General features: G+C 56.9%; 24 protein-coding genes, 1 other RNA gene and 2 pseudogenes. 14 read left to right on the forward strand and 13 right to left on the reverse strand.

What is annotated here, in order from left to right:
• Positions 1-66: 66 nt before the first annotated feature.
• On the reverse strand, positions 67-381 hold the full coding sequence (locus H4J77_RS04055) for a BolA family transcriptional regulator (protein WP_182247137.1): 315 nt from the start codon (positions 379-381) through the stop codon (positions 67-69).
• A 181-nt stretch (positions 382-562) separates the two neighbouring features.
• On the opposite strand from H4J77_RS04055, the gene fumC reads away from it, so the two are divergent.
• Complete coding sequence (gene fumC, locus H4J77_RS04060; RefSeq protein ID WP_182247139.1) at positions 563-1,963, forward strand: class II fumarate hydratase; 1,401 nt, start codon at positions 563-565, stop codon at positions 1,961-1,963.
• Here fumC and H4J77_RS04065 read toward each other — a convergent pair whose 3' ends face one another.
• The gene (locus H4J77_RS04065) at positions 1,964-2,941 is read right to left on the reverse strand and encodes a DMT family transporter (RefSeq protein ID WP_123889669.1); all 978 of its coding nucleotides are present in this window, start codon (positions 2,939-2,941) and stop codon (positions 1,964-1,966) included.
• Positions 2,942-3,055: 114 nt separating this feature from the next.
• Entirely contained in the window at positions 3,056-3,883 is an 828-nt protein-coding gene (locus tag H4J77_RS04070) for an HPP family protein (RefSeq protein ID WP_123889670.1), read from the reverse strand.
• A gap of 233 nt (positions 3,884-4,116) precedes the next feature.
• Here H4J77_RS04070 and H4J77_RS04075 point away from each other — a divergent pair, with 233 nt between their 5' ends.
• From H4J77_RS04075 to H4J77_RS04085, 3 genes are all read left to right on the forward strand, one after another.
• A complete protein-coding gene (locus tag H4J77_RS04075) occupies positions 4,117-4,452 on the forward strand; it encodes a 4a-hydroxytetrahydrobiopterin dehydratase (RefSeq protein WP_182247141.1) in 336 nt (111 codons plus the stop codon).
• Between the two features lie 468 nt (positions 4,453-4,920).
• A complete protein-coding gene (gene mnmC / locus H4J77_RS04080) occupies positions 4,921-6,948 on the forward strand; it encodes a bifunctional tRNA (5-methylaminomethyl-2-thiouridine)(34)-methyltransferase MnmD/FAD-dependent 5-carboxymethylaminomethyl-2-thiouridine(34) oxidoreductase MnmC (RefSeq protein ID WP_182247143.1) in 2,028 nt (675 codons plus the stop codon).
• Between the two features lie 82 nt (positions 6,949-7,030).
• Positions 7,031-9,820, forward strand: a complete 2,790-nt coding sequence (locus tag H4J77_RS04085; protein ID WP_182247145.1) for a hybrid sensor histidine kinase/response regulator — start codon at positions 7,031-7,033, stop codon at positions 9,818-9,820.
• Here H4J77_RS04085 and H4J77_RS04090 read toward each other — a convergent pair.
• Entirely contained in the window at positions 9,798-10,556 is a 759-nt protein-coding gene (locus tag H4J77_RS04090; RefSeq protein ID WP_123889674.1) for a sulfite exporter TauE/SafE family protein, read from the reverse strand. The two genes, H4J77_RS04085 and H4J77_RS04090, sit on opposite strands and share 23 nt — an antisense overlap.
• Positions 10,557-10,628: 72 nt before the next feature.
• Between H4J77_RS04090 and H4J77_RS04095 the strand changes: the two genes are divergently transcribed.
• From H4J77_RS04095 to H4J77_RS04105, 3 genes are all read left to right on the forward strand, one after another.
• Positions 10,629-10,877 carry a YheU family protein gene (locus H4J77_RS04095; protein ID WP_123889675.1) on the forward strand — a complete coding sequence of 83 codons (249 nt, stop codon included), beginning with the start codon at positions 10,629-10,631 and terminating at the stop codon, positions 10,875-10,877.
• 106 nt (positions 10,878-10,983) lie between these two features.
• Positions 10,984-12,159 carry a Na/Pi symporter gene (locus H4J77_RS04100; RefSeq protein ID WP_123889676.1) on the forward strand — a complete coding sequence of 392 codons (1,176 nt, stop codon included), beginning with the start codon at positions 10,984-10,986 and terminating at the stop codon, positions 12,157-12,159.
• A gap of 17 nt (positions 12,160-12,176) precedes the next feature.
• A complete protein-coding gene (locus tag H4J77_RS04105) occupies positions 12,177-12,401 on the forward strand; it encodes a hypothetical protein (RefSeq protein WP_123889677.1) in 225 nt (74 codons plus the stop codon).
• A 14-nt stretch (positions 12,402-12,415) separates the two neighbouring features.
• Here the strand turns inward: H4J77_RS04105 and H4J77_RS04110 are convergent, their stop codons facing one another.
• The gene (locus tag H4J77_RS04110) at positions 12,416-13,102 is read right to left on the reverse strand and encodes a transporter substrate-binding domain-containing protein (RefSeq protein WP_310734930.1); all 687 of its coding nucleotides are present in this window, start codon (positions 13,100-13,102) and stop codon (positions 12,416-12,418) included.
• Between the two features lie 124 nt (positions 13,103-13,226).
• Between H4J77_RS04110 and H4J77_RS04115 the strand changes: the two genes are divergently transcribed.
• Both H4J77_RS04115 and H4J77_RS04120 read left to right on the forward strand, forming a co-directional pair.
• Positions 13,227-13,595, forward strand: coding sequence for a hypothetical protein (locus H4J77_RS04115; protein WP_123889679.1), 369 nt, complete (start codon positions 13,227-13,229; stop codon positions 13,593-13,595).
• A 107-nt stretch (positions 13,596-13,702) separates the two neighbouring features.
• Positions 13,703-14,572 carry a pirin family protein gene (locus H4J77_RS04120; RefSeq protein ID WP_182247149.1) on the forward strand — a complete coding sequence of 290 codons (870 nt, stop codon included), beginning with the start codon at positions 13,703-13,705 and terminating at the stop codon, positions 14,570-14,572.
• Between the two features lie 24 nt (positions 14,573-14,596).
• On the opposite strand, the gene recR is transcribed toward H4J77_RS04120, so the two are convergent.
• The 3 genes from recR to dnaX are packed head-to-tail and all read right to left on the reverse strand — an operon-like array spanning position 14,597 to position 17,597.
• Positions 14,597-15,196, reverse strand: coding sequence for a recombination mediator RecR (gene recR, locus H4J77_RS04125; RefSeq protein ID WP_123889681.1), 600 nt, complete (start codon positions 15,194-15,196; stop codon positions 14,597-14,599).
• Between the two features lie 22 nt (positions 15,197-15,218).
• The gene (locus H4J77_RS04130) at positions 15,219-15,545 is read right to left on the reverse strand and encodes a YbaB/EbfC family nucleoid-associated protein (protein ID WP_123889682.1); all 327 of its coding nucleotides are present in this window, start codon (positions 15,543-15,545) and stop codon (positions 15,219-15,221) included.
• A gap of 18 nt (positions 15,546-15,563) precedes the next feature.
• On the reverse strand, positions 15,564-17,597 hold the full coding sequence (dnaX, locus tag H4J77_RS04135; RefSeq protein ID WP_182247151.1) for a DNA polymerase III subunit gamma/tau: 2,034 nt from the start codon (positions 17,595-17,597) through the stop codon (positions 15,564-15,566).
• A 206-nt stretch (positions 17,598-17,803) separates the two neighbouring features.
• Between dnaX and H4J77_RS04140 the strand changes: the two genes are divergently transcribed.
• The 4 genes and pseudogenes from H4J77_RS04140 to H4J77_RS20160 all read left to right on the forward strand — a co-directional run bounded on the left by H4J77_RS04140 (position 17,804) and on the right by H4J77_RS20160 (position 19,310).
• Positions 17,804-18,052 carry an MCP four helix bundle domain-containing protein gene (locus tag H4J77_RS04140; RefSeq protein WP_182247153.1) on the forward strand — a complete coding sequence of 83 codons (249 nt, stop codon included), beginning with the start codon at positions 17,804-17,806 and terminating at the stop codon, positions 18,050-18,052.
• The gene (locus H4J77_RS20295; RefSeq protein WP_404940747.1) at positions 17,985-18,251 is read left to right on the forward strand and encodes a Tar ligand binding domain-containing protein; all 267 of its coding nucleotides are present in this window, start codon (positions 17,985-17,987) and stop codon (positions 18,249-18,251) included. Before H4J77_RS04140 ends, H4J77_RS20295 begins: the two co-directional genes overlap by 68 nt.
• Positions 18,252-18,329: 78 nt before the next feature.
• Positions 18,330-18,602: pseudogene (locus tag H4J77_RS20300) on the forward strand (HAMP domain-containing protein); the annotation flags it as partial.
• On the forward strand, positions 18,597-19,310 hold the full coding sequence (locus tag H4J77_RS20160) for a methyl-accepting chemotaxis protein (protein ID WP_404940751.1): 714 nt from the start codon (positions 18,597-18,599) through the stop codon (positions 19,308-19,310). The pseudogene H4J77_RS20300 and the gene H4J77_RS20160, both read left to right, overlap by 6 nt.
• A gap of 42 nt (positions 19,311-19,352) precedes the next feature.
• Here the strand turns inward: H4J77_RS20160 and ffs are convergent.
• The 5 genes and pseudogenes from ffs to H4J77_RS04165 form a co-directional block, all read right to left on the reverse strand.
• Positions 19,353-19,449: signal recognition particle sRNA small type (gene ffs / locus H4J77_RS04150), an RNA gene on the reverse strand.
• 75 nt (positions 19,450-19,524) lie between these two features.
• Positions 19,525-20,313: a methyl-accepting chemotaxis protein gene (locus tag H4J77_RS20305; protein ID WP_372237893.1), complete on the reverse strand. Its 789-nt coding sequence runs from the start codon at positions 20,311-20,313 to the stop codon at positions 19,525-19,527.
• Positions 20,314-20,382: 69 nt separating this feature from the next.
• Positions 20,383-21,201: pseudogene (locus tag H4J77_RS20310) on the reverse strand (MCP four helix bundle domain-containing protein); the annotation flags it as partial.
• Between the two features lie 243 nt (positions 21,202-21,444).
• Positions 21,445-22,374, reverse strand: a complete 930-nt coding sequence (locus tag H4J77_RS04160) for an AEC family transporter (RefSeq protein WP_182247159.1) — start codon at positions 22,372-22,374, stop codon at positions 21,445-21,447.
• 45 nt (positions 22,375-22,419) lie between these two features.
• Entirely contained in the window at positions 22,420-23,070 is a 651-nt protein-coding gene (locus tag H4J77_RS04165; RefSeq protein ID WP_182247161.1) for a thiopurine S-methyltransferase, read from the reverse strand.
• A gap of 110 nt (positions 23,071-23,180) precedes the next feature.
• On the opposite strand from H4J77_RS04165, the gene H4J77_RS04170 reads away from it, so the two are divergent.
• On the forward strand, positions 23,181-24,926 hold the full coding sequence (locus H4J77_RS04170; RefSeq protein WP_182247163.1) for a potassium/proton antiporter: 1,746 nt from the start codon (positions 23,181-23,183) through the stop codon (positions 24,924-24,926).
• Positions 24,927-24,979 lie beyond the last annotated feature (53 nt).

Below are 24,979 nucleotides of genomic sequence, written 5' to 3' on the forward strand. Positions count from 1 at the left end.
ACCACTGACGACACGGGATACCTGAATAGACTCAAGCCGCCACAGCAGTCAGCGACCAGTCGCCAGCTACTGGTCCGCCTTACTTCCACCCAGGCAATTCGGTGAAGCTGGGGCCTGTTGGCGTGCCTGCCACTCATCGGCTGTATAGGTGTGCAGCGCCAGCGCATGGATCTCCTGCATGAGCGGGCCGAGCGCGCGATAAACCGCCTGGTGGCGCTTGACCGCATTCAAGCCACTGAACTCGTCACTCACCAGCACTGCCTTGAAATGCGACTCCGACCCCGGCGGTACGCTGTGCATATAACTTTCATTGACCAGCTCGATATGGCTCGGCGCCAGCGCCTGCAGCGCCTGTTCCAATGCCTGTTGGGTAGTGCCCATGATCACCTCCGGGGAAAAGCGGGCTGCCATTGTAGCCCAATGCAAATGTACGCGCAGCGAACCACCCATGCGCGATAGAGTCCAAGCTGCATAGTCGACAAGCTGTATCACATGCAGACTATCCTGCAAGGTAAGCACGCAGCAGCCGATCTATTCATTCAAGCAATTCAGGGAAGCCATTATGCCGACACGTACCGAAACCGACAGCATGGGCCCCATCGACGTTCCCGCCGAACGTTACTGGGGCGCACAGACCCAGCGTTCCCTTGCGCATTTTGCTATCGGCGAAGAACGCATTCCGTTACCGGTAGTGCACGCACTGGGCATCATCAAAAAAGCCGCCGCGCGGACCAATTGCCAACTAGGCGAGCTGGATGCAGAGCTGGCCAGCCTGATCGAACGCGCGGCAGACGAGGTCATCAGCGGCGCGCTGGATGAGCAGTTTCCGCTTTCCGTTTGGCAGACCGGTAGCGGCACACAGAGCAACATGAACGCCAACGAGGTGATAGCAAACCGCGCTAACGAAATGGCCGGCCAAGCGCTGGGCAGCAAGCACCCGGTTCATCCGAACGATCAGGTCAACCAGTCGCAAAGCTCAAATGACACCTTTCCGAGCGCCATGCACATTGCCGCTGCACGGCAAGCGCACGAGCATTTGCTGCCTGCGGCAGCTGCACTGCGCGACGCCTTGCAGACCCAGGCTGACCGGCACGCACAGCTGATCAAAATCGGCCGCACTCACTTGATGGACGCCACACCAGTCACCTTTGGTCAGGAACTATCGGCTTTCGTCGCCCAGCTCGACATGGGCATACACGCGGTCAAGCAAGCCATGCCTGCGGTACTGGCGTTGGCCCAGGGCGGCACTGCGGTAGGTACCGGGCTTAATACTCCGCCACGCTTCGCCAATGAATTCGCCCGTGAAGTAGCCGTGCTGACCGGGTTGCCGTTCACCAGCGCTGACAACAAATTCGCCGCCCTGGCCGGGCATGAACCCCTGGTGCAACTGCATGGCGCCTGCAAACAGCTGGCGGTAACCCTGATGAAACTGGCCAATGATCTGCGCCTGCTCGGCAGTGGGCCTCGTGCTGGTTTTGCCGAAGTGCGCTTGCCCGCCAACGAGCCTGGCAGCTCAATCATGCCGGGTAAGGTCAACCCGACCCAGTGCGAGGCGCTATCCATGGTCGCGTGTCAGGTAATTGGCAACGACACCACCCTGAGCATCGCCGCCAGCAACGGCCAACTGCAATTGAACGTATTCAAACCGGTCATCATTCACAACCTGCTGCAATCAATCCGACTACTGAGCGATGCCTGTAACAGTTTTCGTGAGCACTGCGTTGAAGGCCTGCAGCCGAATGCTGAACGCATGCGAGAGCATCTGGATAACAGCCTGATGTTGGTTACCGCCTTGAACCCCGTTATCGGTTACGACAAGGCTGCCGATATCGCCAAGAAGGCTTATAGCGAGGGCACTACGCTCAAGCAGGCCGCCTTGGCATTGAACTATCTGAGTGAAGACGAGTTCGATGCCGCAGTCAGACCCGAGCTGATGCTCGGTGACCACGCGCCCAAAACGTGATCAGGGCGCCGGCGGTGGCGTAATGCTCAACCGCCGAAGCCGCCGGTTGCGCAGATTCTGAATCAGGCTGGGTGCCAACGCGATCAACGCAGAGCCTCCCACCACCATCAGCGCGCCCAGATAAGCCAGCGAGTTAAGCAACTCAGGCTCGATCACACTCGGCCACAGCATCGAACCCAGCGCGACCAGGGAGAAAGTGAACAACGGTGTGGTGGCGACGGTCGCGCTGACCCGCGAGGCTTCCCAGTGCGCCAAAGCTTCGGCAAAGGCGCCATAAGCAACCAGCGTATTGAGGCAGCAGCCCAGCAACAGCCAACGTTGCAGCGTGGATAACTGCAGTACCTCCAGCGGCGAAGCCAGCGGCCACAAGAGCACCGAGCACGCCAGGTAGATCACCATCATCACGGTGACCGACGACCAGATGGTCAGCAACTGTTTCTGTGCCAAACCATACAAAGCCCAGCTGAACGCCGAGGCAATGGCGATCAGAATTCCCGTGGTATAGCTCGTCATCTGCGTCAGCAGTTCCAGCAAACGCTGATTGAAGAACAGCCCAAACCCCGGAATCAGCACCAGCAGACCTATAAGCTGGCCAATACCAAAACGCTCACGGAACACCAGCATACTGCCGAACATCAGCATGATCGGCGCCACCTGAATGATCAACTGCATGGTACCGGGCGTCAGCCGTTGCAGTGCCATCACGTAGAGCACGTAATTGCAGGCCAAACCGCCGATCGCGACGATAAGCAAACCGCGATTGCGTGACGACAGCGCCCTGATTGAAGGCAGACGTCGTTTTGCCGCCAACCAGCAGAACAACACCAGACCGGCGCTAAGAAACCGATACCAGGTCACGGTATAGGGGTCCATGACCTGCAGCACTTCCTTTAGCAAGATGGGTAGTACGCCCCAGAGCATGGTCGTGGTCAACGTCAATAAAAAACCGTACAGCCAGCGACCGGATGACACATGCATGGGGGATAACTCGAATAAAAGTGAGAATAAAACACTATTTTAAAACGCGACCGGCAAAGCGAATAGAGACAGCTGCCCCTCTGTTGCAGGGCAAACTGTTATGGTTCTGCAGCATCAGGATACTTCGACACGGTGCCAGGCCGTGCCGTTCTTGTCAGCCTCAACTCTATAGCGAGCCCAGCGCACGAACTCACTGGCGCGGCAGATGCCGTTACCACCTTCACCCCGGCCCTTGACGATGCGGTAGCGCACTCGCCCCGCCCGGCCCGGCCTGCGGACCACCTGGAGCACCTCACGGACCGACCAGTTGCTGCCGGGTAATCCGTTGCTATAGAAATGGCCTTCCGTCAGCTCATCTGCAGTCACACCCTTGCTTTGTGCGTTAGCGTTAGCCAGCTCAACCAAGCGCAAGAGGTCATCGAATTGAATGTCCATGAAGGAGTTCATTTGCTTGAGCGCGTGCTCGAAGTCTTCCGGTGCGATGCCCGGTGGACGAGTAACCTCATGCTTAACCAGCGCCAACGGATAGCGGCGACTCTCAAACAGGCTGTTGAAACACATGGCCGCACATACGATGATCACGCAATCAAGCAGGATCGGATACAGCACAAAGCCATAGCCAGCATCGGCCACCGTTGGACCGCCCAGCACGACTATCATGGCCGTGGCACCGCCAGGCGGATGCAAACAACGTGCATACATCATCACCAGCACACTGCCGCCTACCACCAACGCAGCCATCAAGGGCGTGCCCGGCAACCATTGCAGACAGGCAATAGCAAAGATAGCCGACAGCACGTGACCACCGATCACCGGCCAAGGCTGAGACAAGGCGCCGTGCGGGATGGCAAACACCAGAATCGCACTGGCCCCCATGGAACCGGTAACCCAAAGCGCACCCTCGGCACCAAAGCCAAGATGAGTAGTCCAATAGATCAGCAACAGGGACACCGTGGTGCCCAATGCCGATATCGCTTTCTCTCGGTGGCTAGTGCTGTCTGCACGCCATCCAATAAACCGAAGGCCCCGTCTTAGCCACCGCAAGCGAATCACATATGCCCCCAACTCAGAATGTCCAACGAACTGCTAGCTATCATACGCTTATGTAGCAGAGCACGTTATAAGCGCTGACCTGCTGCTATGCTGGTCAGCACTCGATTAAACAGGAGAACTCAATGTCTGATCTCAGCACCGAAGCACTCGATACCAGCCAAGCCAATGCAAAAAAATTGCTTAGCGAACAGATCGATAGCCTGCTTGCACAGCTGCCTGACTGGGTAGTTAAGCAGGTCGACTCGGTCGAGCGCATTGAAAAGGTCTATTCCTTCAAGGACTTCAACGCCGCTCTCGCATTTACCAATCAGGTTGGCGCGCTCGCCGAGCAGGAAGACCATCACCCTGCCCTGCTAACCGAGTGGGGGCAGGTTACCGTTACCTGGTGGAGCCATGGGCTAGGCGGCGTGCATCGCAACGATTTAATCATGGCCGCGCGGACCGACCAATTAAGTTGATCCATTGGCAAGCTAGGCGCCTACACACGTGGGCGCTTCAGGCGTTAGATTACAAAATGATGGCAGTTTCATATTGCTTGGCGACATGCGCGCCGAGTCTAGTAGCCAATTAGTCTAATAGACGCGATTTGGATCACTAAACTCACCTTAGACACATGATATAAATAGCGTGTGGCGGGAGGCTTAACCCCTTTGGGTATGCATTAGTCTCGCGCCCTTGCGTAAAGCCGCCACCCGCGGCGAGCGCATCGCAAAGTGCTCACAAGGCGCTGACAGCACATAACAATAAAAGGCGTACGCCATGAGAACCCTGATAAAACCAAAATGGTCGACTGTTGCCCTGGTCTTTCTTGCTACCTGGCTGCTGCTGATATTACCTAATATGAGTTGAATATCAGCCTGAGCCAACGCAGCAGTCTGCTCTTGGCAGCGTTACAATAGCTCCGACTTTTTGATTCCGGAGCAACAGTGACAGAGCCAACTTCCTACCACGCAGAGCTGGACTGGATAGAGGGTGGGCAACCATTTTCCATCCGATATGCCGACGTCTATTTCTCACGTGATGCTGGCCTGGATGAAACACGCCATGTTTTCCTGCAACACAACCAACTAGCCCAGCGCTTTGGCTCACTGCCAGCCGAATCACGCTTCTGTATTGGTGAGACCGGATTTGGTACCGGACTCAACTTCCTGGCTGCCTGGCAGCTCTGGGATCAGATTGCCCCCAAGAGCGCACACCTGCATTTTGTCAGCACCGAAAAATATCCGCTAACACCGACGGATATGCGTCGAGCCTTGAGCATCTGGCCTGAACTGGCCGAATGGACTGACCAGCTGCTAGCGCAATACAGCGGTCTTGCGCCAGGCTGGCAACACTTTGGCCTGGCCGGAGGCCGCGTAACCCTGACACTGCTGATTGGCGATGTGTTCGACACTCTACCGCAGCTGGATGCCAGCGTGGACGCCTGGTTCCTGGACGGCTTTGCGCCGGCCAAGAACCCCGATATGTGGCAACCAGCCCTATACCAGCAGATGGCGCGGCTATCTGCACCCAATGCCACGGTCGCCACCTTCACCTGCGTTGGCGAGGTGCGTCGCGGCCTGCAAGCAGCGGGCTTCAGCATGCGTAAGGTCAAGGGGTTTGGCCGCAAGCGAGAGATGCTGAGCGGCGAACTGGCGGGCCAGGTTACGCCCGGATGGCAGCCGCCCTGGTTCGCCAGACCGAAACCACCACAGCGCACTGAACGCCACGCGTTGGTTATAGGGGGTGGCCTCGCCGGCTGCAGCACCGCTCACGCGTTGGCCCGGCGCGGCTGGCGCGTAACCTTGCTGGAACGTCACTCAGAACTAGCGCAGGAGGCGTCAGGCAATCCGCAAGGCATCCTCTACGCCAAGCTCTCGCCGCATCACCCGCCACTGTCGCGCTTCATTCAAAGTAGTTATCAATACAGCCTGCGTACACTGCGACGTGAGCTACCTGAGGGCGAGCACAACTGGCGAGCCTGCGGCGTACTCCAGCTGGCAAAAAACGCCAAGGAAGCCGAGCGCCAATCTCAGTTAGCCGCTCAGGACTACGCAGCCGATTTTCTGCACACCGTCAACGCATCGCAGGCCAGCGAACTGGCGGGCGTAAAGATTAATACCTCCGGGCTTTTCTTCCCTGGCGCTGGCTGGGTCAACCCACCAGCGCTATGCCGCCAACTGGCACATCATGCGCTGATCGACATTCAACCACTGGCGAGTGCAGATCGTCTGCAGCGTGAAGACGGCAACTGGCACATTATTGATCAGGTTGACGACACGCTGGTCAGCGCCCCGGTCGTCATTATCTGCTGCGCCCATGAAAGCGCTCGCTTCCAGCAAAGTGGTCACCTGCCGCTGAAGGCTATTCGCGGTCAGATCACCCACTTGCCGGCCACCGCTGATAGCCTCAACCTGAAAACGGTGCTGTGTGCAGATGGCTACATATCACCCGCCAAACAGGATCAGCACCACCTGGGCGCCAGTTTCCGCTTTGATCGGCTGGACAACCAGCCCAGTGCCGAAGAGAACCTCAGTAACCTGGACCTGCTTGCCGCACTATCGCCACAACTCAACGATAGCTTTGCGCCGTATCGCGAACAGGCCGATGAACTACAAGCCCGAGCGGCACTGCGCTGTACCGCGCCTGATTATCTCCCGCTGGTTGGCCCCGTCGCCGACCCCGACCCGTTCAACCAGCGCTACGCAATACTGGCCAAGGATGCCTCGCAACAGCCCGATTCAGCAGCGCCTTGGCATCAAGATTTGTATATCAACGCCGCGCACGGCTCACGTGGTCTGATCAGCTGCCCTCTGAGCGGCGAGCTGGTGGCGGCCTGGATCACCGGCGAACCGCTACCACTGCCAAGGGACCTGGCAGAAGCGGTACATCCAAACCGCTTTCTGTTACGTCGCCTGATCCGTGGCGAGCAAACCGGTAGTCAGAAAGGCACGCACGGCTTATCACCAGATTGACCAGGTTGTGCTAGCCTTTGGCCAACGCCATCGCACCACAAAGACAATAATCAGCTGATGGCTTGATCAGGTAAGAATACCGATGCGCGAGCGCCGCTTAAGCCTGCTGTTCCTTGTTCTGATGCTCTGGCACTGTGGGGCGAGTTCAGCCAACACGCCTGTGCCTACAGCGCCTATTTCAGCGCAGCTTGCCGCTGTGACCCTGGACACCAAGACTCCGCGGGTCAACCTGGTCTCACACTTGCAGATCTTTGAGGACCCCAGCGCCAGCATGTCGCTGGACCAGGTGTTGCATAAGACGACCGCAAAAGACTGGCGCACTACCAACGGCAAGCATGTTAACCAGGGCAAGAATGATTCGGTTTGGTGGCTACGCTTTACCCTGCGCAACCCAAACGAGCTGCCGCTGGACGCGGTAGTTGAGGTCAACTACAACCTGCTCGATCAGCTGGACCTCTACCAACTTGGCACAGATGGCGTTCAGCACCAGCAAAGCGGCGATCACATCAGCGAAGCGCAGCGACCTATCGAAGTGCGCAATCACTGGCTGGCGGTAACCCTGGCGCCCGGTGACAACCCTTTCTACCTGCGCGTTGAAACCACCAGCACCGTATTCGTTCCGCTATATGCCTCTACCTGGCCGGCCAACGCCGTGGCGCAGGAAAACAGCTCTCTGGCTGCGGGGCTGTTCTACGGAATCATGCTTGGCCTCTTTGCCTACAACCTCTTCCTGCTGGTATCGCTGCGCGAGGTAACCTACCTCTGGTACCTGATCTATGCCTTCAACATGATGCTGTTCATGATCGCGTTCGACGGCGTGCTATGGAAATGGGTGGCACCGGGTAATACGGTGCAGTCGCTGTCAATTTATACCCTGATGTTCATGCACTGCGCCGTGGCGACGCAGTTCAGTCGGCACTTCCTGCATACCGCAGCGCACTTCCCGCGCCTCGATCGCCTGCTACAGGCCAAGATAGTGCTGGTCTTGCTGAGCATGGTGCTGCTGCCGCTGATCAGTCATGACCTGTATAACCGAGCAGCAAGCCTGTTCGTCCTGGTCAGCTCTGCCATCCTGCTGTTCAGCGGCTTGCGCGTGTGGCGTGCGGGCTTCCGCTACGGTTCCTATTACACCTGCGCCTGGGTGCTGCTGCTCTGCTCGCTGATGCTGTCTACCGCAGGCTCACTCGGTTATGAGTTCTTTGGTTCCTCCTACGGTACGACCTGGGTCAAGCTGGGTATCTGCGTAGAAATGTTCATCCTCTCGCTGGGCCTCGCCGATCGAATCAAGGCACTACAGGAAGCGCGCTACCAGGCTGACGAGCAAGCACGGCAGGCACGTCTGGAAACGCAGGCGCAGAGCCGTTTTCTTGCCCGCATGAGCCACGAAATTCGTACCCCGCTAAACGGCGTACTGGGCATGCTGCAGTTGCTGCGCGACACCCGACTGGACGGCACACAGCGTTATTACCTGGATACCATCAGCAAATCAGGCAATACCTTGATCACGGTTATCAACGATATCCTCGACTTTGCCCGCCTGGAGTCCGGAAACGTCGAGCTGGAAGCAATTGCCTTCGATCCGGAGGAACTGGTATCCGATACTGCCAGCCTGTTTACCGCGCAAAGCCTGAACAAAGGCCTGAGTCTTTACTGCAGCCTAGCACCCGAGGTACCTGGCCAATTGATCGGTGATCCGACCCGGCTCAAGCAGGTACTCCTCAACCTGCTTGGCAACGCGGTCAAGTTTACCGAACGTGGCCATGTAGCGATCGATGTGACCGGTTTGCCCGACAAGGACCAGACAGGACTCTGGCAACTGCGTTTCAGGGTGACCGACACCGGCATCGGCGTTGCGGTCGAGGCCAGGAAAAATCTGTTCCGCTCTTTTACTCAGGCAGACAGCAGCACGACCCGACGCTACGGCGGCAGCGGCCTCGGACTCACGATCAGCCAGGAACTGGTTGGCCTGATGGGAGGCCAGATCAGCCTGGTCAGCGAACCTGACAATGGCGCCTGCTTTGATTTCACTATCGCGTTGCCTGAAGCCGCCGCTGAAGTAACGCAAACAACCAGCATCGACAACCGGGTGCTGCTCGTCGCAGCGCAACCCAGAGCGCAACTTACCTATCGCTTACAACTGGAACGCCTCGGCTGCAATGTCACCTGCTGCGCCCTGGATGACCAAAGCCAACAACCGGCAATCGCAGGCTATGATCTGCTGGTATTGGCCACTGCAGGGATAGCGGATGCCCCCCTAGACCGGCTGGTGCATTCAGCTCTGCAACAGCAGCTAAAAACACTCTTGCTACATAGCCCAAATACTCAGCCCGCAACCTCTGTAGCGCCCCCGGGTTTAATCACTCACAGCACGCCCGTGTTACCAACGCAGATGCGCGAACTGATGCGGCAAGTAAAAGCCTTGGATCACGATGCTGGCGCTAACAACATCCAGAGCCGCGACAGCGCAACCGAGCAGACGGGTGGGCATCTTTTAATCGCAGAAGATAACAAGGTAAACCAGTTGGTCGTGCGCACCTTACTGGAGAAGGTCGGCTATAGCGTTGACATTGCAGTCAACGGCGCCGAGGCCTTAAGCGCCTACCGGGATGATCCACAGCGCTATGACCTGATTCTGATGGACTGTGAGATGCCCGTACTGGACGGCTTTGAGGCAACGCGACGTATCCGCGCCCATGAGCAACGCGAACACCTAAGACGCATACCTATTGTGGCGCTGACTGCCCATGTTCTGGACAGCCACCGCCTCGAGGGTATGGCGGCAGGTATGGACGACTACCTGGCCAAACCTGTCCAGAGCACACCCCTGTACAGCAGCCTGAAACGGCTGATCAGGCAGCAACCAAGCCGATAACCCCTTCATAGAAAAGTTTGCCACCGGTAAAAAACAGAAAGATATAGCAAAGACGATAGATTAACTGCTCATTGCTACGCTGCAGCATCCAGAAACCCAACCGCACACCAATGGGCGCGAGCGGCAGCAAAACCAGAGAGGTCAGCAAATTCTCGGTGGAAAACTGGCCCAGATATACATAGGCCGGCACCTTTACCCAGTTGACTACGGTAAAGAACACCGCAATGGTGCCCATCAACAATGTTTTTTCCAGGCGTTGCGGCAACATATAAACGTTGATAGGTGGGCCACCAGCATGGATACCAAAACTGGTAAAGCCGGATATCATGCCCCAGAAACTGCCACGCCAAAGACTGGCTGGACGCGGGTCAGCAACACCCCTGCGCAACAAAATATTCAGCGTAAACAGTAAAGCAATGCCGCCAATCAACAGCTTGATGTGAGAGTCGTTGAGGTAGCGAAAGGTCAGAGCGCCCAACGCCACCCCTACCAGCGCTGCCGGCAGGATAATACGCAGGTTGGTTTTATCCCAACGGCCGCGAAAAGTCCGCAACGCGACCAGATCCATGGCACAGAGTATCGGCAACAGAATAGCTGCGGCCTGCTGGGGCGCCACGACCATCGCCATCAAAGGGACTGACAGAATGGCTATGTTACCGCCGAAACCACCCTTGGCAATGCCATAGAGCAGGACGGCAGGTATGGCGTACAGGTAAAATAACGGATCAGTAATCATTGCAGGTCAATCGGTCAATCAAGGGCCTGCGAGTGTACCATTGCACTTACAGTCATCCGAGAAGTCGACCCCATGCTGATCCCTTACCAAATGCTCGAAACCGAAACCCTGCAACGCCTGCTCGAAGATTTCGTCACCCGTGACGGCACCGATAATGGCTTTGAGGACAGTCTTGAGCAACGCGTTGCGCAGGTACGCAAGCAGCTTGAACGAAAAGAGCTGTTGATCGTATTCCACCCCGATACTGGAGACGCGAGCCTGAGCCACAAGCGCGACGTACCGCCCGACATGCTGAGGGACTTCCTGGCCGCACAGGACTAGCCACAGCACCCTGTCATCGCAAATTCATCCCGTCGTCATGTTTTCACCGCAATCGCGGCAGACAGTAGAAGGCCAGCATAACCTTCACTGAAACAGGACGCCCTGGATGAGCAGCCAAGCCCCCTCTATTGCGCAGGAACCGCTTTCACAAGAACCTACCCAGCCCGCCAGCCGCCAATGGCTCTCCTGGTTGACCGTGGTGGTATTGGTGTATTTACTGCTGGCGGCCGTCGGTGCCATCGGCGGTGGTTTCAAGGCAGCGGCTGGCGCCAATGCCAAAGAGCTTTTCGCCTTCGCCACCAACCCCTTTGTCGGGCTGATGATCGGGCTGGTCGCCACCGCACTGATCCAAAGCTCCAGCACGGTAACCTCGATCATTGTTGGCCTGGTAGCGGGCGGCCTGCCGGTGCAAATTGCCATTCCCCTGATTATGGGCGCCAACATCGGCACCTCGCTGACCAGCACTATCGTTGCACTGGGTCACGTGCGCAACGGTGAGGAGTTTCGCCGTGCCTTTTCTGCCGCTACGGTGCACGACGCTTTCAATATCCTGGCCGTGATTATCCTGCTACCGATCGAGCTGCTTTTTCACCCATTGCAGCGCAGCTCGGAAGTCGTCGCCGCACTCCTGGTGAGCGACGCCAGCCTGGACATGGGTAGCGTCAATCTGATGAAAACCGTACTTGCGCCCGCCATTGACCTACTCAAGCTGTGTGTATCCTGGCTACCAGGATCTGTCTGGCAGGGTATCGCCTTGATCCTGATCGGCGTGGGCATGATTCTGTTTGTCGTCTCAGCTATCGGCCGTGTGCTACGCAAGGTGATGGTGGGGCGCGCCAAGGATATAATGCACGCCAGTGTTGGTCGCGGGCCGATCTCAGGCATGGCGTCCGGCACCGTTATTACTGTGTTGGTGCAATCGTCCTCAACCACGACTTCACTGATCGTCCCACTAGCCGGCACCGGCGTTTTTTCGATGCGCCAGGTTTACCCTTTTACCCTAGGCAGCAACATCGGCACCTGCGTAACGGCCTTGCTGGCCGCCACCGCTATAAGCGGCGACAACGCGGTGCTCGCCTTGCAGATCGCACTAGTTCACCTGTTCTTCAACCTGCTGGGCATCGCTGTTATCTACGGCATCCCGTTTTTACGCCAGATCCCACCGCGCCTTGCCGAAGGCCTGGCCACATTGGCTCAGCGCAACAAACTTTATGTTGCCGGCTACATCGGCGGCACCTTCTTCGTGCTACCACTCGCACTGATCGGCATCGGCCAAATTTAAACGCAAGGAGCGAACCAATGAGTCAACACAGTCGACAGGAAACCGAAGAGCGCATAAAGGCCTTGCGTGAATCACTTAACCAGTTGGAAAACCAACTGGCTCATCACCAGGACAACGATGAAAGTCAGCACGACCTTATCGAGCATCTAGATGAATTTATTGATGCGGTAGACCACAAGGTACTGAGCCTGAGAACCTTCTGGAACAGTCTCAAGAGTGAATGGCAAAAAGGACGTAACTGAAGTATTCGCCCGCATCACTGAGCAGCGTAGCGCGCCACGATGCGGGCATACTCACCGCTGGCGCGAAGAGCTGCCAAACCAGTGTTAAAGCGGTCTCTTGCTGCACTATCAACAAAACCAACGCTGTAGGGCGTAGGCGCAAACAGCCGATGAATGGTTATTGGCTGCGCTACATCGACCTGTCCAGCTATGAGTGGATTAAACGCGTTAAAAATCCGCTCATCAGCCACCACCGCATCCACGCGACCAGCATAGAGCAGCAAGCTACGGATAATCTGGCGCGGTTCTTCGCGGTACGCCGGATTACGCCTAACCATGGCAGCATACTCAGCACCCAGCATATAGCGTGCGCGCTGGAAAGCACTCACCGAGAGCGCGTCCAGATCCGCTATACGCTGTAGCACAATATCCCTGCTGGCCAGACTAACGACCACGTTCTGATACTCGATGTAACTGTCAGAATAAAAAGCGCCCACATCGCTGGCGCTGCCAGTAGTCGCCATGGCATCCAGCTCACCCTGCTTAAACATACGATGCAGGCGCTCGGCCGGGGCATAATAGGGCCTTAACTCATCACCGCCCTCACGCAGCGCAGCCGCAACCAGATCATACTCGAGCCCGCGTGACTCATGTTCATAGACATAGGGCGGTTTACTAGCACCAAACCCCACCCTCAGCGTCGCTGCGATCGACTGCGACACATGCGCGCAGCAAAAAACCAGCAAGCCCACCAAAACTGCCCTACAACGCTGCATTTATCGTCCCTTTTCTCAGCGCAATACCCTTCTGTACTTCACCGCGGGTCACAACGCTTCATTTGCTCGCTTGGAGCTCGGCGTCTATAAGGCTACCATTAACACTTGGATACCCAAATACGAGGTCATGATGAAACAATTTTCAGCACTGCTGCTTGCCGGATTATTCTGCCTGTCAGCCACTCAGGTCTCTGCTGATACAGCCCCTGAACCGGAAGTCTGCACGCCGAAAATAGCCATCGACAAGGCTGGCGTAGTAGCTCAAATGATTTATGACATGACCAAGAACAATCCTGACAAAGCTGAAGAGTTGCGCGACCGCATGAATCAGCTGCAGGAAGAGAACCCTGCAGACAGCAGTTTTGATGCCTGCCAAGCTTATCAACGGCTGATCGATGCGCTTGACCATGATGTCGAGGCCGCCAAAGCCGGAGCATGACCTGGCAGCATGATCAGCAAAACAGATACGAATGACGCAATTATTGCGTTATTAAATCGAATTATCTGTTACTACAATGACGCATCGATTAACCAAGGAGGTGCGTCATGTCCCAGCTCAAGAAACGAGATCTGCTTGAAGCCATCGTCGGCCAACCTGCGTCAGATGGCGACGGCGTCAAACTTACCCGTGTGTTCGGCGGCAGCAACAGTGCACGCTTTGATCCATTTCTGATGCTCGACGAATTCGGGTCAGACAGCGCTGAAGACTATATCGGCGGCTTCCCATCGCATCCCCACCGTGGTTTTGAAACTGTTACCTATATGCTTGAAGGCAGAATGCTGCACGAAGACCACATGGGTAATCGAGGACTGCTTGAGCCCGGTGGCGTCCAGTGGATGACGGCAGGACGAGGCATTATTCACTCCGAGATGCCGCAGCAGGACCACGGCACCATGCGCGGGTTTCAGTTGTGGGTGAATTTGCCAGCAGCAGAAAAGATGCAGCCGGCTCATTACCAGGACCTGCCCGCTGATGCCATCCCCGAATACGCCACTGGCAAAGGTGGCTCACTCAAGGTAATTGCCGGGGCGCTGGAGCTGAACGGCGCAACAATGTCGGGGGCTATTACCGGCAAGTCAACCGAGCCGCTCTACCTAGACATCCACCTGACACCCGGCGAACCGGTGACACTGCCTGTGCCTGGCAGCCATAACCTGTTGAGTTACGTTTATGAAGGTGACATCGAGGTGCACGGCGAGGAGCGCCAGACCGGCCTTAAAGCCGGCCGACTGGGTCGGTTCGATAAAGGGGATCTGCTAGAACTTAAAGCAGGCGGCCAAGGCGCTCGACTGCTGATCATCGCCGGCAAACCTATTGGCGAGCCAGTGGTTCAGTACGGGCCCTTCGTGATGAACAGCGAGGCCGAGATACACCAGGCGGTGCGTGACTTCCAGCAAGGCACACTGGCCGGCTGAACGCCTTGCCAAGCCGCACTCAGATCAGAGTACCTGGGTGCGGCCTGCCAGCGCATGCGCCAGCGTGCCGCCGTCGATATATTCCAACTCACCACCCAGCGGTACACCGTGAGCAATACGCGACACCTTGATGCCGCGTGGACGCAGCAAGCTGGCGATGTAATGCGCCGTCGCCTCGCCTTCCACGGTCGGATTGGTTGCCAGTATGACTTCCGTCACCTCGCTACCTTCCAGACAATCGACCAACGCGGGCACACCTATTTCATCCGGCCCCATACCATCAATGGGAGACAGGTGCCCTTTCAGCACAAAATAACGCCCATTGAAGCCACCGGCCTGCTCAACTGCCCACACATCAGCCGGGCTCTGCAAAACACAGAGCAAGCTGGCATCACGCCGCTCGTCTGTACATATCTCGCAGAGCTCAGTCTCACTTAGCGTGCGGCAGCGACGACAATAGCCCACACCGGCAATCGCCTGATCGAGCGCCTTGGATAAATGCGCAGCCGCAGCGCGGTCGCGCTCCAACAAATGCAATGCCATGCGCTGGGCGGTTTTCGGGCCTACACCCGGCAAGCCGCGAAGCGCTTCGATCATTTGCCGAATCAAGGGGCTAAAACTCATCTAGGTATCGCCTTCAGCTGGTTCAGAACGGCATCTTGAAGCCGTCGGGCAAATTCATGCCTGCGGTCATACCGGACATCTTCTCCTGGTTTTCCTTTTCCAGCTTACGCACCGCGTCATTGAATGCGGCAGCGATCAGGTCCTCAAGGACCTCTTTTTCTTCCTGCATCAGGCTGTCATCAATGCTAACCCGACGCACATCATGGCGGCCGGTCATCACCACGGATACCAGGCCCGCGCCAGACTGCCCGGTCACCTCGGCGTTAGCCAACTCTTCCTGCACCTTGGCCATTTTTTCCTGCATCTGCTGAGCCTGCTTCATCAGGCCTGCCATGCCACCTTTCATCATGATTCTGTCCTCTAACGATTAAATAACGGGCGCATCGATGGGGCGGATACTGCCCTCACAAATTTCAGCCGAAAACTCACTGCACAGACGTTGGACCATAGGATCACCGTTAATACTCGCCTCGGCTGCCTTCTGCCTCACCGCCTTGCGGCGTGCAGCCGCAATCGCCGGCGTTTCCTGTTGCGGCGCCTGCACCTCAACTTCCAGGCGGATATCACTGCCTTGCTGAGCACCAATGGCCTGCTGCAGCCGCAACCGATGATTTTCGTTGTATAGCGCACTGTGGCCGGGATCAAGGTGCAGCTTCCAGGCTCCACCCTCGTTTGCGACCAGCTCACAGTGTGCAGCAATACTCTGGGTCAGACCGGACAATCCAAGCTGATCAAACAATGCCAACCAGTGTGCAGCCACGCCCGTCGCCGTAGGCAAACTGCTGATTTCGTCAGCACTATCAACTAAAGCGTCCTCGACGGCCATGACCGGCTCATCTGACCAGTCGCCCAGATATTGAGAAACATCCAGTGGCTCTTCATCGTCCTCACGGTCGGGCACGTCATCCTGCGGCGGCGCTTCCAGCCATTCAGCAGGCGGTTCATTCTGTGGCGGCTTGACCGGGGTGCGCGAGTTCAGCGGTTGCTGTGGTGCGGGCCTCGCTGCAGCGGGCGAGCCATCGTCCGCGTGATCGTCAACCGGCCGGGAATCTTGCTCCACCTCCACGGGGGCAACATCCTGTTGCGCATCGCCGTGTTCACCGGCCACTTCAGGGGTCACCCTAGCAGCTGGCTCGGACGCATTGGAGACTTTGGCTGGGCTGTCGGGTGAGCCCTGAGATAGCTCAGCACCGGCTGCTGGCCTCTCGCTTGCGGGCTCAGCCTTGGCCTGGCTGAGTCCGACCGGCTTTTCCGGCGCGGGTTCAGGCGCTCTGGCCTGACTGACTGGCGCGCTCACCGTCGGGCCATCACCCAGCGTACCTGGACGAAACGCCAGCATCCGCAGCAACGCCATTTCAAAACCACCGCGCGGCTCCGGGGCCAGCGGCAAATCGCGACGGCCATGCAGCCCCAGTTGATAAAATAGCTGAACGTCTTCTGCACTGATGCGCCCGGCCAGCTCCAACAGGCGAGCTTGGTCACCCAAGCTGTTGTCTGCTGCCTCGGGCACCACCTGAGCAATAGCCAAGCGCTGCAAGGTAGAAATAAGCTCCGCCATCACGCCAGCAAAATCAGCGCCCTGCTCAGCCAGATCGGCGACAGCCTGCATTAATGCACGGGCGTCATGGGCTACCAACGCCTCCAGCAAGCCAAATACCTGTCCATGGTCAATAGTACCAAGCATGCTGCGCACCTCGGCCACCTGCAAGGCTCCGTTACCGAAGGCGATGGCCTGGTCGGTAAGGCTAAGCGCATCGCGCATTGAGCCATCAGCGGCACGGCCAAGTAACCAGAGCGACTCGTCATCAAAACCAACAGCCTCCTCGTCAAGCACATGACGCAAGTGCTCGACGACCTTCTCTGGCGGCATGTTCTTCAGCGAAAACTGCAAGCACCGCGACAAGATGGTGACCGGCAGCTTCTGTGGATCGGTCGTCGCCAGCAAAAACTTTACATGCTCCGGCGGCTCCTCCAGCGTCTTCAACAGGGCGTTGAAACTGTGGCTGGACAGCATGTGCACTTCGTCAATCAAGTAGACCTTGAAGCGGCCGCGCGAAGGCGCGTACTGCACGTTGTCCAGCAGTTCGCGGGTATCTTCTACCTTGGTGCGGCTGGCCGCATCGACCTCAATCAGGTCAACGAAACGCCCCTCATCAATCTCACGACAGGCGGAGCACTCCCCGCACGGCTCGGAACTTACCCCCCGCTCACAGTTCAGGCATTTGGCAAGAATACGCGCGATCGTGGTTTTACCCACACCGCGGGTGCCGGTAAACAGATAGGCGTGGTGCAGCCGGTTGTTATCCAGCGCGTTGATCAGCGCCTGCAACACATGCGTTTGCCCAACCATTTCACGGAATAGACGGGGGCGCCACTTGCGGGCTAATACCTGATAACTCATTGGCTAGGTTCGGTTCCATTGGTTCGAATGCTGGCGGATAATGTATCGCAAGCAGGGGCGACAATGCGAGGGAAAGAGGCCTTTAAGGCCTGTCACATGGTAGTGATTTCAGTGAATAGCACCCAGTAGGCGTTCGAATGCGCCTGCAGACCGATATTCATTGCCTGCGACATCCCACCTCCCCGTATTTTCGGATTGCTATATTAATGAACAAACTGAATAACCTGACCATCAAGACAAGACTGGTTGGCCTGATCATCTTTGCGGTATTGCTGCTGGTTTTGCTGAGCGTCGCTGCCGTAAGAGCCATCAGCAAGTCAGCCGACTCGCTGGAAAGCGTCTATCTCGATCGTCTGGTACCTACCGGGCAACTGAGCCGGATCAAGTATGAGCTGCAACATATACAATCTGAGCTATTGTACGCGCTACAGCACGCCCCCCTCACAACCGCTTAGTGCGAGCCATAACCATGCGATAGATCAGCATATCAACTCCGTTACAGCGGCCAGAAAGCGAGTAACGGATGACTGGAAAGCTTACCTGGCAACCTACCTCACAGCCGAAGAAAAGCAGCTCGCCGACACCGCAGCACCGCAGCTAGACAACTTGCTCATACAGGGTATCGACCCCACTGTCTCCCAGCTGCAACAATAGCGCTTTACCGAAGCCAACCAAACCTTGCTCGGCACATTGCAACCTTATAGCCGCGCACTGGAACGTACCTTTGACAGAATGCTCGACCTGCAACTGCAGATAGCCGAGCAGGAGTACCAGTCGGCCAGAACCGCTTATCGAGACAATCTGGTATTTGCAGCCGTCACTACCCTGCTGGCGATCACTGTGCTCGCGCTGCTGGCGTGGGGCATTATTGCCGGCATCAGTGCAGCCGTTGCGCGCCTCGAAAACGCCAGCAATCAGCTCGCAGAGGGGAATCTCACCGCCCGCACCAATGATCGCAGCAAGGACGAGCTTGGCCGCATCAGCCAGGCCTTTGACCGCATGGCCGAACGCTTCCAGCAAACCATCAGTCAAGTCGCCGGTTCCAGCAGCCAACTGGCGGCCGCAGCAGAGGAAACCTCCGCGATCAGCGTGCAAACCGGCAGTGGAGTGCGCCAGCAAACCCACGAGGTAGCTCAAGTCGCCACCGCCATGCACGAGATGACCACTACCGTTCAAGATGTGGCTCGAAACGCGGCAGGAGCAGCAGAAGCATCACACCAAGCCGAACAGGAAGCCCAGCAGGGGCGCAAACTGGCTACCCAGACTATCGACGCCATCCAAACCCTGGCCGAAGAAGTTGAGCGCGCTGCCGACGTTATCCAGAGCCTGGAAAAAGAAAGCGGCAACATCACATCAGTACTGAGCGTCATCCAGGGTACTGCCGAGCAGACCAATCTACTGGCGCTGAACGCCGCTATTGAGGCTGCGCGCGCCGGCGAGCAGGGTCGCGGCTTTGCTGTGGTAGCTGATGAGGTACGTGCACTTGCTTCGCGCACGCAGCAATCCACCACCGAAATTCAAAGCATGATCACCCGCCTGCAAGCGGGTGCCGACCAAGCCGTCAGCGTAATGCAAAGCAGCAGAGAAAAGGCAGGGCGTGGCGTAGAAGCCGTCGGGCTGGCCAGTGACCGCCTGCCTGGCCGCAAAACCAGGCAGGCGCGCACGGCTTTGCGCCCAAACAAACGCGGACTATCTGTTTGCCGGCGAAGCTGACTTAAGAAGAGGGAAGAAACAAGAGGTAAATATGGGTGGCAACCCTACCAGCCACACCCCGGCACACGATGTAACCGCTGTGGCTGCTCCCTTCCGGGCCTGACCAGGTTCACGGCGAATCATTGCGAGGGGACCGGCAGGGTCACCATAGCGGCCTGAGCTGATGTCAGGCCGCGCTATTGTAACTGCTTACCCGTAAGTTACAACCCGAATATCAGGTTTTAAAGCGACCAACCTGTTGTTGCAGTGTGGCAGCCAGGCGAGCCAGGGCGTTACTGGCGTCACGGCTCTCCTGCGAAGACTGCGCGGACTGGTTGGAAAGATCGCGAATACCACTGATATTGCGTGCGATATCCTCTGTTGTCTGGCTCTGCTCTTCGCAGGCAGCGGCGATTTGGGCGGCCATATCGTTAATCCGCATTACCGAAGCTGACGTCTCTGCCAGCGAGCTTTCGGTCGTCGTTGCCCGCTCAACGCTTTGCGCGGCCAACTCTGCGCCGCGCTGCATAACAGTAACGGCTTGCCCGGCACCGGCCTGAAGCTTCTGGATCATCTGCTGAATATCGCGTGTGGAGTCCTGCGTCCTTGCGGCCAGAGCTCGCACTTCGTCAGCCACCACCGCAAAACCTCTGCCCTGCTCACCAGCTCGCGCTGCTTCGATCGCGGCGTTCAGCGCCAGCAGGTTGGTTTGCTCGGCAATGCCTTCAATGACGCTCAACACACCACCAATCTTGTCGGTATCCTGCTCCAGGTTATCGATAACCCCGGCGGCTTCCGCCACGTCAGCGGCCAAACGACGCAAATCATTCATGGTCTGACCAACAATATCGGACGCCTCGTGCCCCTGCTTATCGGCAGTACTGGCAGCATCAGCTGTGCTGTGCGCGTTATCAGCGACCTCGTGAATGGCAGCACTCATTTCGGTCGCGGCGGTGCTGACCTGGTCAATCGCCAAATGCTGCTCGTTGACCAACTGCTCCTGCCCAGTGGCAATAGCACTCATCTCCTCAGATGCAGAAGCAACCTGCAAAGTCGATTCCGCGACCTGCTGAATCAGCGTCTGCAGCTGCTGAAGAAAATCGTTAACGGCCTCGCTAAGCAGGCCCAGCTCATCCTTGGAATGAACTACAACGCGCTTGGTAAGATCACCTTCGCCATCGGCGATATCGCGAATCCGCTGCAACAGGTCCTTCAGCGGATTGATAATCAGCCCCGGAAAAAAAGCGATCATCAAGACGCAAACTACAACCCCAACCCCCAGGACCATGGCCACTCGTGCATAGCTGGCATTGGCATCCTCTTCAGCCTCGATGCGTTCCTGCGCCGCTTCGGCATTGACCAGCTCGGTCATCTGGTCGATCAAGCCGCGCGCCTTACTGAACTCTTCATAGCCGCGATTAAAGCTGGTTTGTCTCGCCTGCTCTGCGTTACCGGCAGCGGCCATGCGCACGCTTTCCAGAGAGGTACGCTTCCAGACGTCAAAAGCGCGTGCAAAGTCCGCAGCCAGGGCCTTGCCTTCGGGTGATTCCGTGGAGGCGCCGTACTTGGCAATACGATCACTGGCCTGTTGCATATTACCGGTTTGGTCATCGGCCAAACCGGGGAAATCAACACCTGCCAGCAATGCCCGTTCGGCCTGAAGAGCCTGGTAAAGATCGCGGTCTGCTTCGAGAATGGTAGAGCTCTGTGGTAACAACTCTTGAGATACCCTGATCAATCGACTTTCAACATTATTTACCGCCCATATGGCGGATAAACCCAAAACGACGAATAAGGCGGCTAGAACCAGAATAGGCAGGGTGAGCTTCCAGCGGAAACCCAAGTTGCGAAATAGACTAATCATGAGTGTGCACTCTTTATTTATTGGCAGCGATATCGGGGGACGTCTCATGCGACCCTACCTACTCCTTGGAGGCTGGTAACGACCGCATGTGAATAGCTTCCGAGAGCACTCCGGAAAAGACCAATATCCTTGGCTTGCATCAGATCACAACGCGGCGAACCACAGGTAGACTCCCTACCCACAATGCTTGGCTTCCTATTTTAAGTATCGACTAAAATGCCCAAAACATTAACGATTTTTAGTCGTTTTCAGAATAAAAATCCTTGGCTTACAAAAAAAGGCGCCTCGCCACTATGCGATCATTGGAAACACAAGTGCGATTACCAGCGGGATGTAGACCAGCGCGACCAAGGTGCTCAACAAAGCCGTTCCAGCCACCTGCTGTGGACTCGTATCCAGAAGGGTCGCGATAACAACGGTGTTGGCCGCAATGGGCGTGATCGAGATGAGTAGGATTGCGCGATAAACCGCCGCATCGTAGATATGCAATAGCTGACTGTCGAGCAACCAGAACACCAATGCAGCCAGTGGCCAACTGACAAACTTGCCAAAGAACGCCAGCGCCGTGAACCGCGGATTGCCCGCCAAACCTTGAAAGCTAAGAATGCTCATGCCAATGATCATCATGCCAAGGACGCTATAAGCACCCCGCAGGTTGTCGAACAGGGGCATAAAAGCTGCGGGAATACTGACGTTGCTGTAGTTGAGCGCTACAGCCAGAAAGAATGCGTACAACGAAGGCAGACGAGCAACCTTGAGCACGCAGTCACGCACCCCAAAACGGCCACGCGCCGCCAGATAGAATCCGACCGAGTTCTCGAACAGCGTGGTACCCAGCATGCAGACGATGTAGATACTCAAGCCTTGCTCGCCGAAGAGCAGAAGTGCCACCGGGATACCAAAATAACCGGTATTACCAGTGCCCACCGATAACGGGATCATATTGGCACTGCCGTCATGTAACCAGCATCGCGCGACAAACAAATGCAGTAGCCCAAGCAACGAGCACAAACTGAAGGTCAAAAAAGGCAGCATGACCACCTCAGTCGACAGCGGCGCATTCATCACCCCGGCAAAAATCACGGAAGGCGTCACTATGTACATCATGATGCCGGCAATGTGCCTGCCGCTGGCATCCAGGTAACGGCCCGCAACCCAACCCAAGGCCACAGTTGCGTAAAGCGGCAGCAGTTTATATACCAGAGCTAGGGCGGCCAGCATCGCAACTCCGCGAACAGTAAGGACGTTAAAATAAAAACAGCGCCTTCAGTTTTGAATACGGTATACCCGCTCAACTAGCTGTTCCATACCTTGCGCGGCAAAGACCGCATGATCGGCCAGCACATCCTGCTCATCAAGTAGTTCAATGCGGCAGCCCGCAAACAGACTGTGTACCTCATCGTCCGGGACGCTGAAGGGCGGCCCCGGCCTTTGCTGCTGCGGATAGTCGAGGGTCACCAGCAGCATCTGCCAGCCCGGCGGCAATATGGCTCGAGTATGTGCGACATAGGCACGGCGCATATCGGGCGGCAAGGCTATCAACGCAGCCCGGTCATAGACTGCAGTAATGTCTTTCATCTGCTCGACGGTGAGCTTGAAGAAGTCGCCGCACAGCAACTCAAAACCTGCGCCTATGGCAACATCAAATTCATCCTGCTGCTGCCATGTAAGGGCCAGTTTCTGTTCGCTGATAAAGGACTCGATTGCAGTGCGAGCAAGCTCCACCCCCTGGACCTCATACCCCTGGTCACGCAGCCAGAGCATGTCCAGACTTTTGCCACACAGCGGCACCCAGACCCGTGCACTCGGACGCACCTGCAACGCAGGCCACCAACGACTGAGCAGCGGATTTATTCTGCTCTTGTGAAAGCCTGTTTCCCCGCGCTGCCAGCGGGTTTGCCAAAATTCTGCTTCCATACTCACCTCTTGCCACGCAAAGTGTTGACTATACAGTATTTTTATTACTCATCAGGCTGGGAGGCTATATAGTAGAGGCGTCTATCATTCGGCTTTCAGGCAAGCGCTAAATGGATTACATCAACACCATCTTTATGATTGGCGCGCTGCTGCTTTGCTTCAGCGTACTCGCTAGCTCACTCTCTTCCCGGCTGGGCATCCCGCTGCTGCTGATCTTTCTCGTGATCGGCATGCTGGCAGGCGAAGACGGGCTGGGCGGTATTGCCTTTGAGGACACCAGCAGCGCGTTTCTGATCGGCAGCCTTGCCTTGGCCATCATCCTGCTTGATGGCGGCATGCGTACTCGCGTGGAGAACTTCCGCGTCGGTTTATGGCCGGCGATGTCGCTGGCCAGTCTTGGTGTACTGATTAGCGCCACCCTGACCGGCGGGCTCACTGCCTGGCTGCTGGATCTACACTGGCTGCAAGGCTTGCTGCTGGGCGCCATTGTGGGCTCCACCGATGCTGCCGCCGTCTTTTCCCTGCTTCAGGGCAAAGGCCTGAACCTCAAACAACGCGTTGGCGCTACCCTGGAAATCGAATCCGGCTCCAACGATCCGATGGCGATCTTCCTGACCATTACCCTGGTTGAAATGCTGTCTAGCGGACAGACCAGCTTTAGCTGGAACTTCGCCCTCTTGCTGATCGAACAATTCGGTATTGGCGCGCTCTGCGGCCTGGGCGGCGGCTTTTTGCTGGTGTGGCTGGTTAACCGAGTACATTTGCCGGTGGGGCTTTACCCGCTACTCATTACCAGCGGCGCCATACTGGTCTTTGCCGTCACCAACAAAATTGGCGGTAGCGGGTTTCTGGCGATCTATTTGACCGGCCTGATTTTGGGTAACAAGCGCGTGCGCAATCTGCAGAACATTCTGCAGGTGCAGGACGGTATGGCCTGGCTCAGCCAAATCGGCATGTTCCTGATGCTCGGGCTATTGGTCACGCCCAGCGAAATGCTGATCATCGCGATGCCTGCGGTATTGATCGCGCTCTTCCTGATTTTGGTTGCTCGGCCGATAGCGGTTCTCATCTGTCTGGCGCCCTTTGTGTTTTCCTGGCGAGAACGCCTGTTTATCGCCTGGGTTGGGCTGCGTGGCGCAGTCCCGATCATACTTGCGCTCTTTCCATTATTGGCCGGACTGGAGCAGGCACAGCTATTGTTCAACCTGGCTTTTGTCGTGGTACTGGTTTCTCTGCTGCTGCAAGGCTCCTCACTGCCTTGGGTTGCGCGGCTATGCAAGGTGGAGATTCCACCGCAACCCGAGCCGCTGCAGCGCACCAGTCTGGATACCGCCATACAGGGTGATTTCGAGCTACTGATCTATCAACTGGACAACGCCAACTGGTGTGTGGGTGTCGCCCTGCGCGATCTCACTATGCCGGCCGAAACGCGCATTGCAGCACTTTTCCGCGGTAATCGTCTGTTGCATCCGACCGGTAGCACCCAGTTAGCGCTGAACGACGTGCTCTGCGTTGTCGGCAGACCCCGCGACCTTCCTGCACTGTCCAAGCTGTTCAGTAAAGCCCAGGCGCCCCGCTACCTGGAAAGCCGAAACTTCTTCGGTGACTTCATCCTGGAGGGCGACGCGCAGCTGGGCGAAGTCGGCAAATTCTATGGCTTTGATGTGCCACAAGACATGCAGGACCTGACTTTGGCTGCTTTCTTCAGCCGTCACTTTGGCGGCCACCCGGTGGTCGGCGACCATATTCAATGGGAAGGCCACAGTTGGGTCGTTGCCGCCATGGATAACGACTGGATTCTCAAGGTCGGCCTGAAACTGGGTGAAGGCAGCGGCGGTCCCAAATTGGGTTTTTAGTGCCGCCGCTTGACCCTCACATGGTGTCAAGGTGCATGCTGAGTTCATCAGCA

This window comes from Pseudomonas sp. 5Ae-yellow (genome assembly GCF_014077575.1).
GTDB classification, from domain to species: Bacteria; Pseudomonadota; Gammaproteobacteria; order Pseudomonadales; family Pseudomonadaceae; genus Halopseudomonas; species Halopseudomonas neustonica.

What these genes read in the sequence shown, in the direction of transcription:
- H4J77_RS20305 (WP_372237893.1), bottom strand. Translation starts at nt 20,313, where the DNA reads ATGAGTGCTATTGCCACTGGGCAGGAGCAGTTGGTCAACGAGCAGCAT.
- H4J77_RS04065 (WP_123889669.1), bottom strand. Translation starts at nt 2,941, where the DNA reads ATGCATGTGTCATCCGGTCGCTGGCTGTACGGTTTTTTATTGACGTTG.
- dnaX (WP_182247151.1), bottom strand. Translation starts at nt 17,597, where the DNA reads ATGAGTTATCAGGTATTAGCCCGCAAGTGGCGCCCCCGTCTATTCCGT.
- H4J77_RS04160 (WP_182247159.1), bottom strand. Translation starts at nt 22,374, where the DNA reads ATGCTGGCCGCCCTAGCTCTGGTATATAAACTGCTGCCGCTTTACGCA.
- H4J77_RS04100 (WP_123889676.1), top strand. Translation starts at nt 10,984, where the DNA reads ATGAGCAGCCAAGCCCCCTCTATTGCGCAGGAACCGCTTTCACAAGAA.
- recR (WP_123889681.1), bottom strand. Translation starts at nt 15,196, where the DNA reads ATGAGTTTTAGCCCCTTGATTCGGCAAATGATCGAAGCGCTTCGCGGC.
- fumC (WP_182247139.1), top strand. Translation starts at nt 563, where the DNA reads ATGCCGACACGTACCGAAACCGACAGCATGGGCCCCATCGACGTTCCC.
- H4J77_RS04170 (WP_182247163.1), top strand. Translation starts at nt 23,181, where the DNA reads ATGGATTACATCAACACCATCTTTATGATTGGCGCGCTGCTGCTTTGC.
- H4J77_RS04085 (WP_182247145.1), top strand. Translation starts at nt 7,031, where the DNA reads ATGCGCGAGCGCCGCTTAAGCCTGCTGTTCCTTGTTCTGATGCTCTGG.
- H4J77_RS04095 (WP_123889675.1), top strand. Translation starts at nt 10,629, where the DNA reads ATGCTGATCCCTTACCAAATGCTCGAAACCGAAACCCTGCAACGCCTG.
- H4J77_RS20160 (WP_404940751.1), top strand. Translation starts at nt 18,597, where the DNA reads ATGGCCGAACGCTTCCAGCAAACCATCAGTCAAGTCGCCGGTTCCAGC.
- H4J77_RS04075 (WP_182247141.1), top strand. Translation starts at nt 4,117, where the DNA reads ATGTCTGATCTCAGCACCGAAGCACTCGATACCAGCCAAGCCAATGCA.
- H4J77_RS04090 (WP_123889674.1), bottom strand. Translation starts at nt 10,556, where the DNA reads ATGATTACTGATCCGTTATTTTACCTGTACGCCATACCTGCCGTCCTG.
- H4J77_RS04105 (WP_123889677.1), top strand. Translation starts at nt 12,177, where the DNA reads ATGAGTCAACACAGTCGACAGGAAACCGAAGAGCGCATAAAGGCCTTG.
- H4J77_RS04165 (WP_182247161.1), bottom strand. Translation starts at nt 23,070, where the DNA reads ATGGAAGCAGAATTTTGGCAAACCCGCTGGCAGCGCGGGGAAACAGGC.
- H4J77_RS20295 (WP_404940747.1), top strand. Translation starts at nt 17,985, where the DNA reads ATGAGCTGCAACATATACAATCTGAGCTATTGTACGCGCTACAGCACG.
- H4J77_RS04140 (WP_182247153.1), top strand. Translation starts at nt 17,804, where the DNA reads ATGAACAAACTGAATAACCTGACCATCAAGACAAGACTGGTTGGCCTG.
- H4J77_RS04130 (WP_123889682.1), bottom strand. Translation starts at nt 15,545, where the DNA reads ATGATGAAAGGTGGCATGGCAGGCCTGATGAAGCAGGCTCAGCAGATG.
- H4J77_RS04120 (WP_182247149.1), top strand. Translation starts at nt 13,703, where the DNA reads ATGTCCCAGCTCAAGAAACGAGATCTGCTTGAAGCCATCGTCGGCCAA.
- H4J77_RS04055 (WP_182247137.1), bottom strand. Translation starts at nt 381, where the DNA reads ATGGGCACTACCCAACAGGCATTGGAACAGGCGCTGCAGGCGCTGGCG.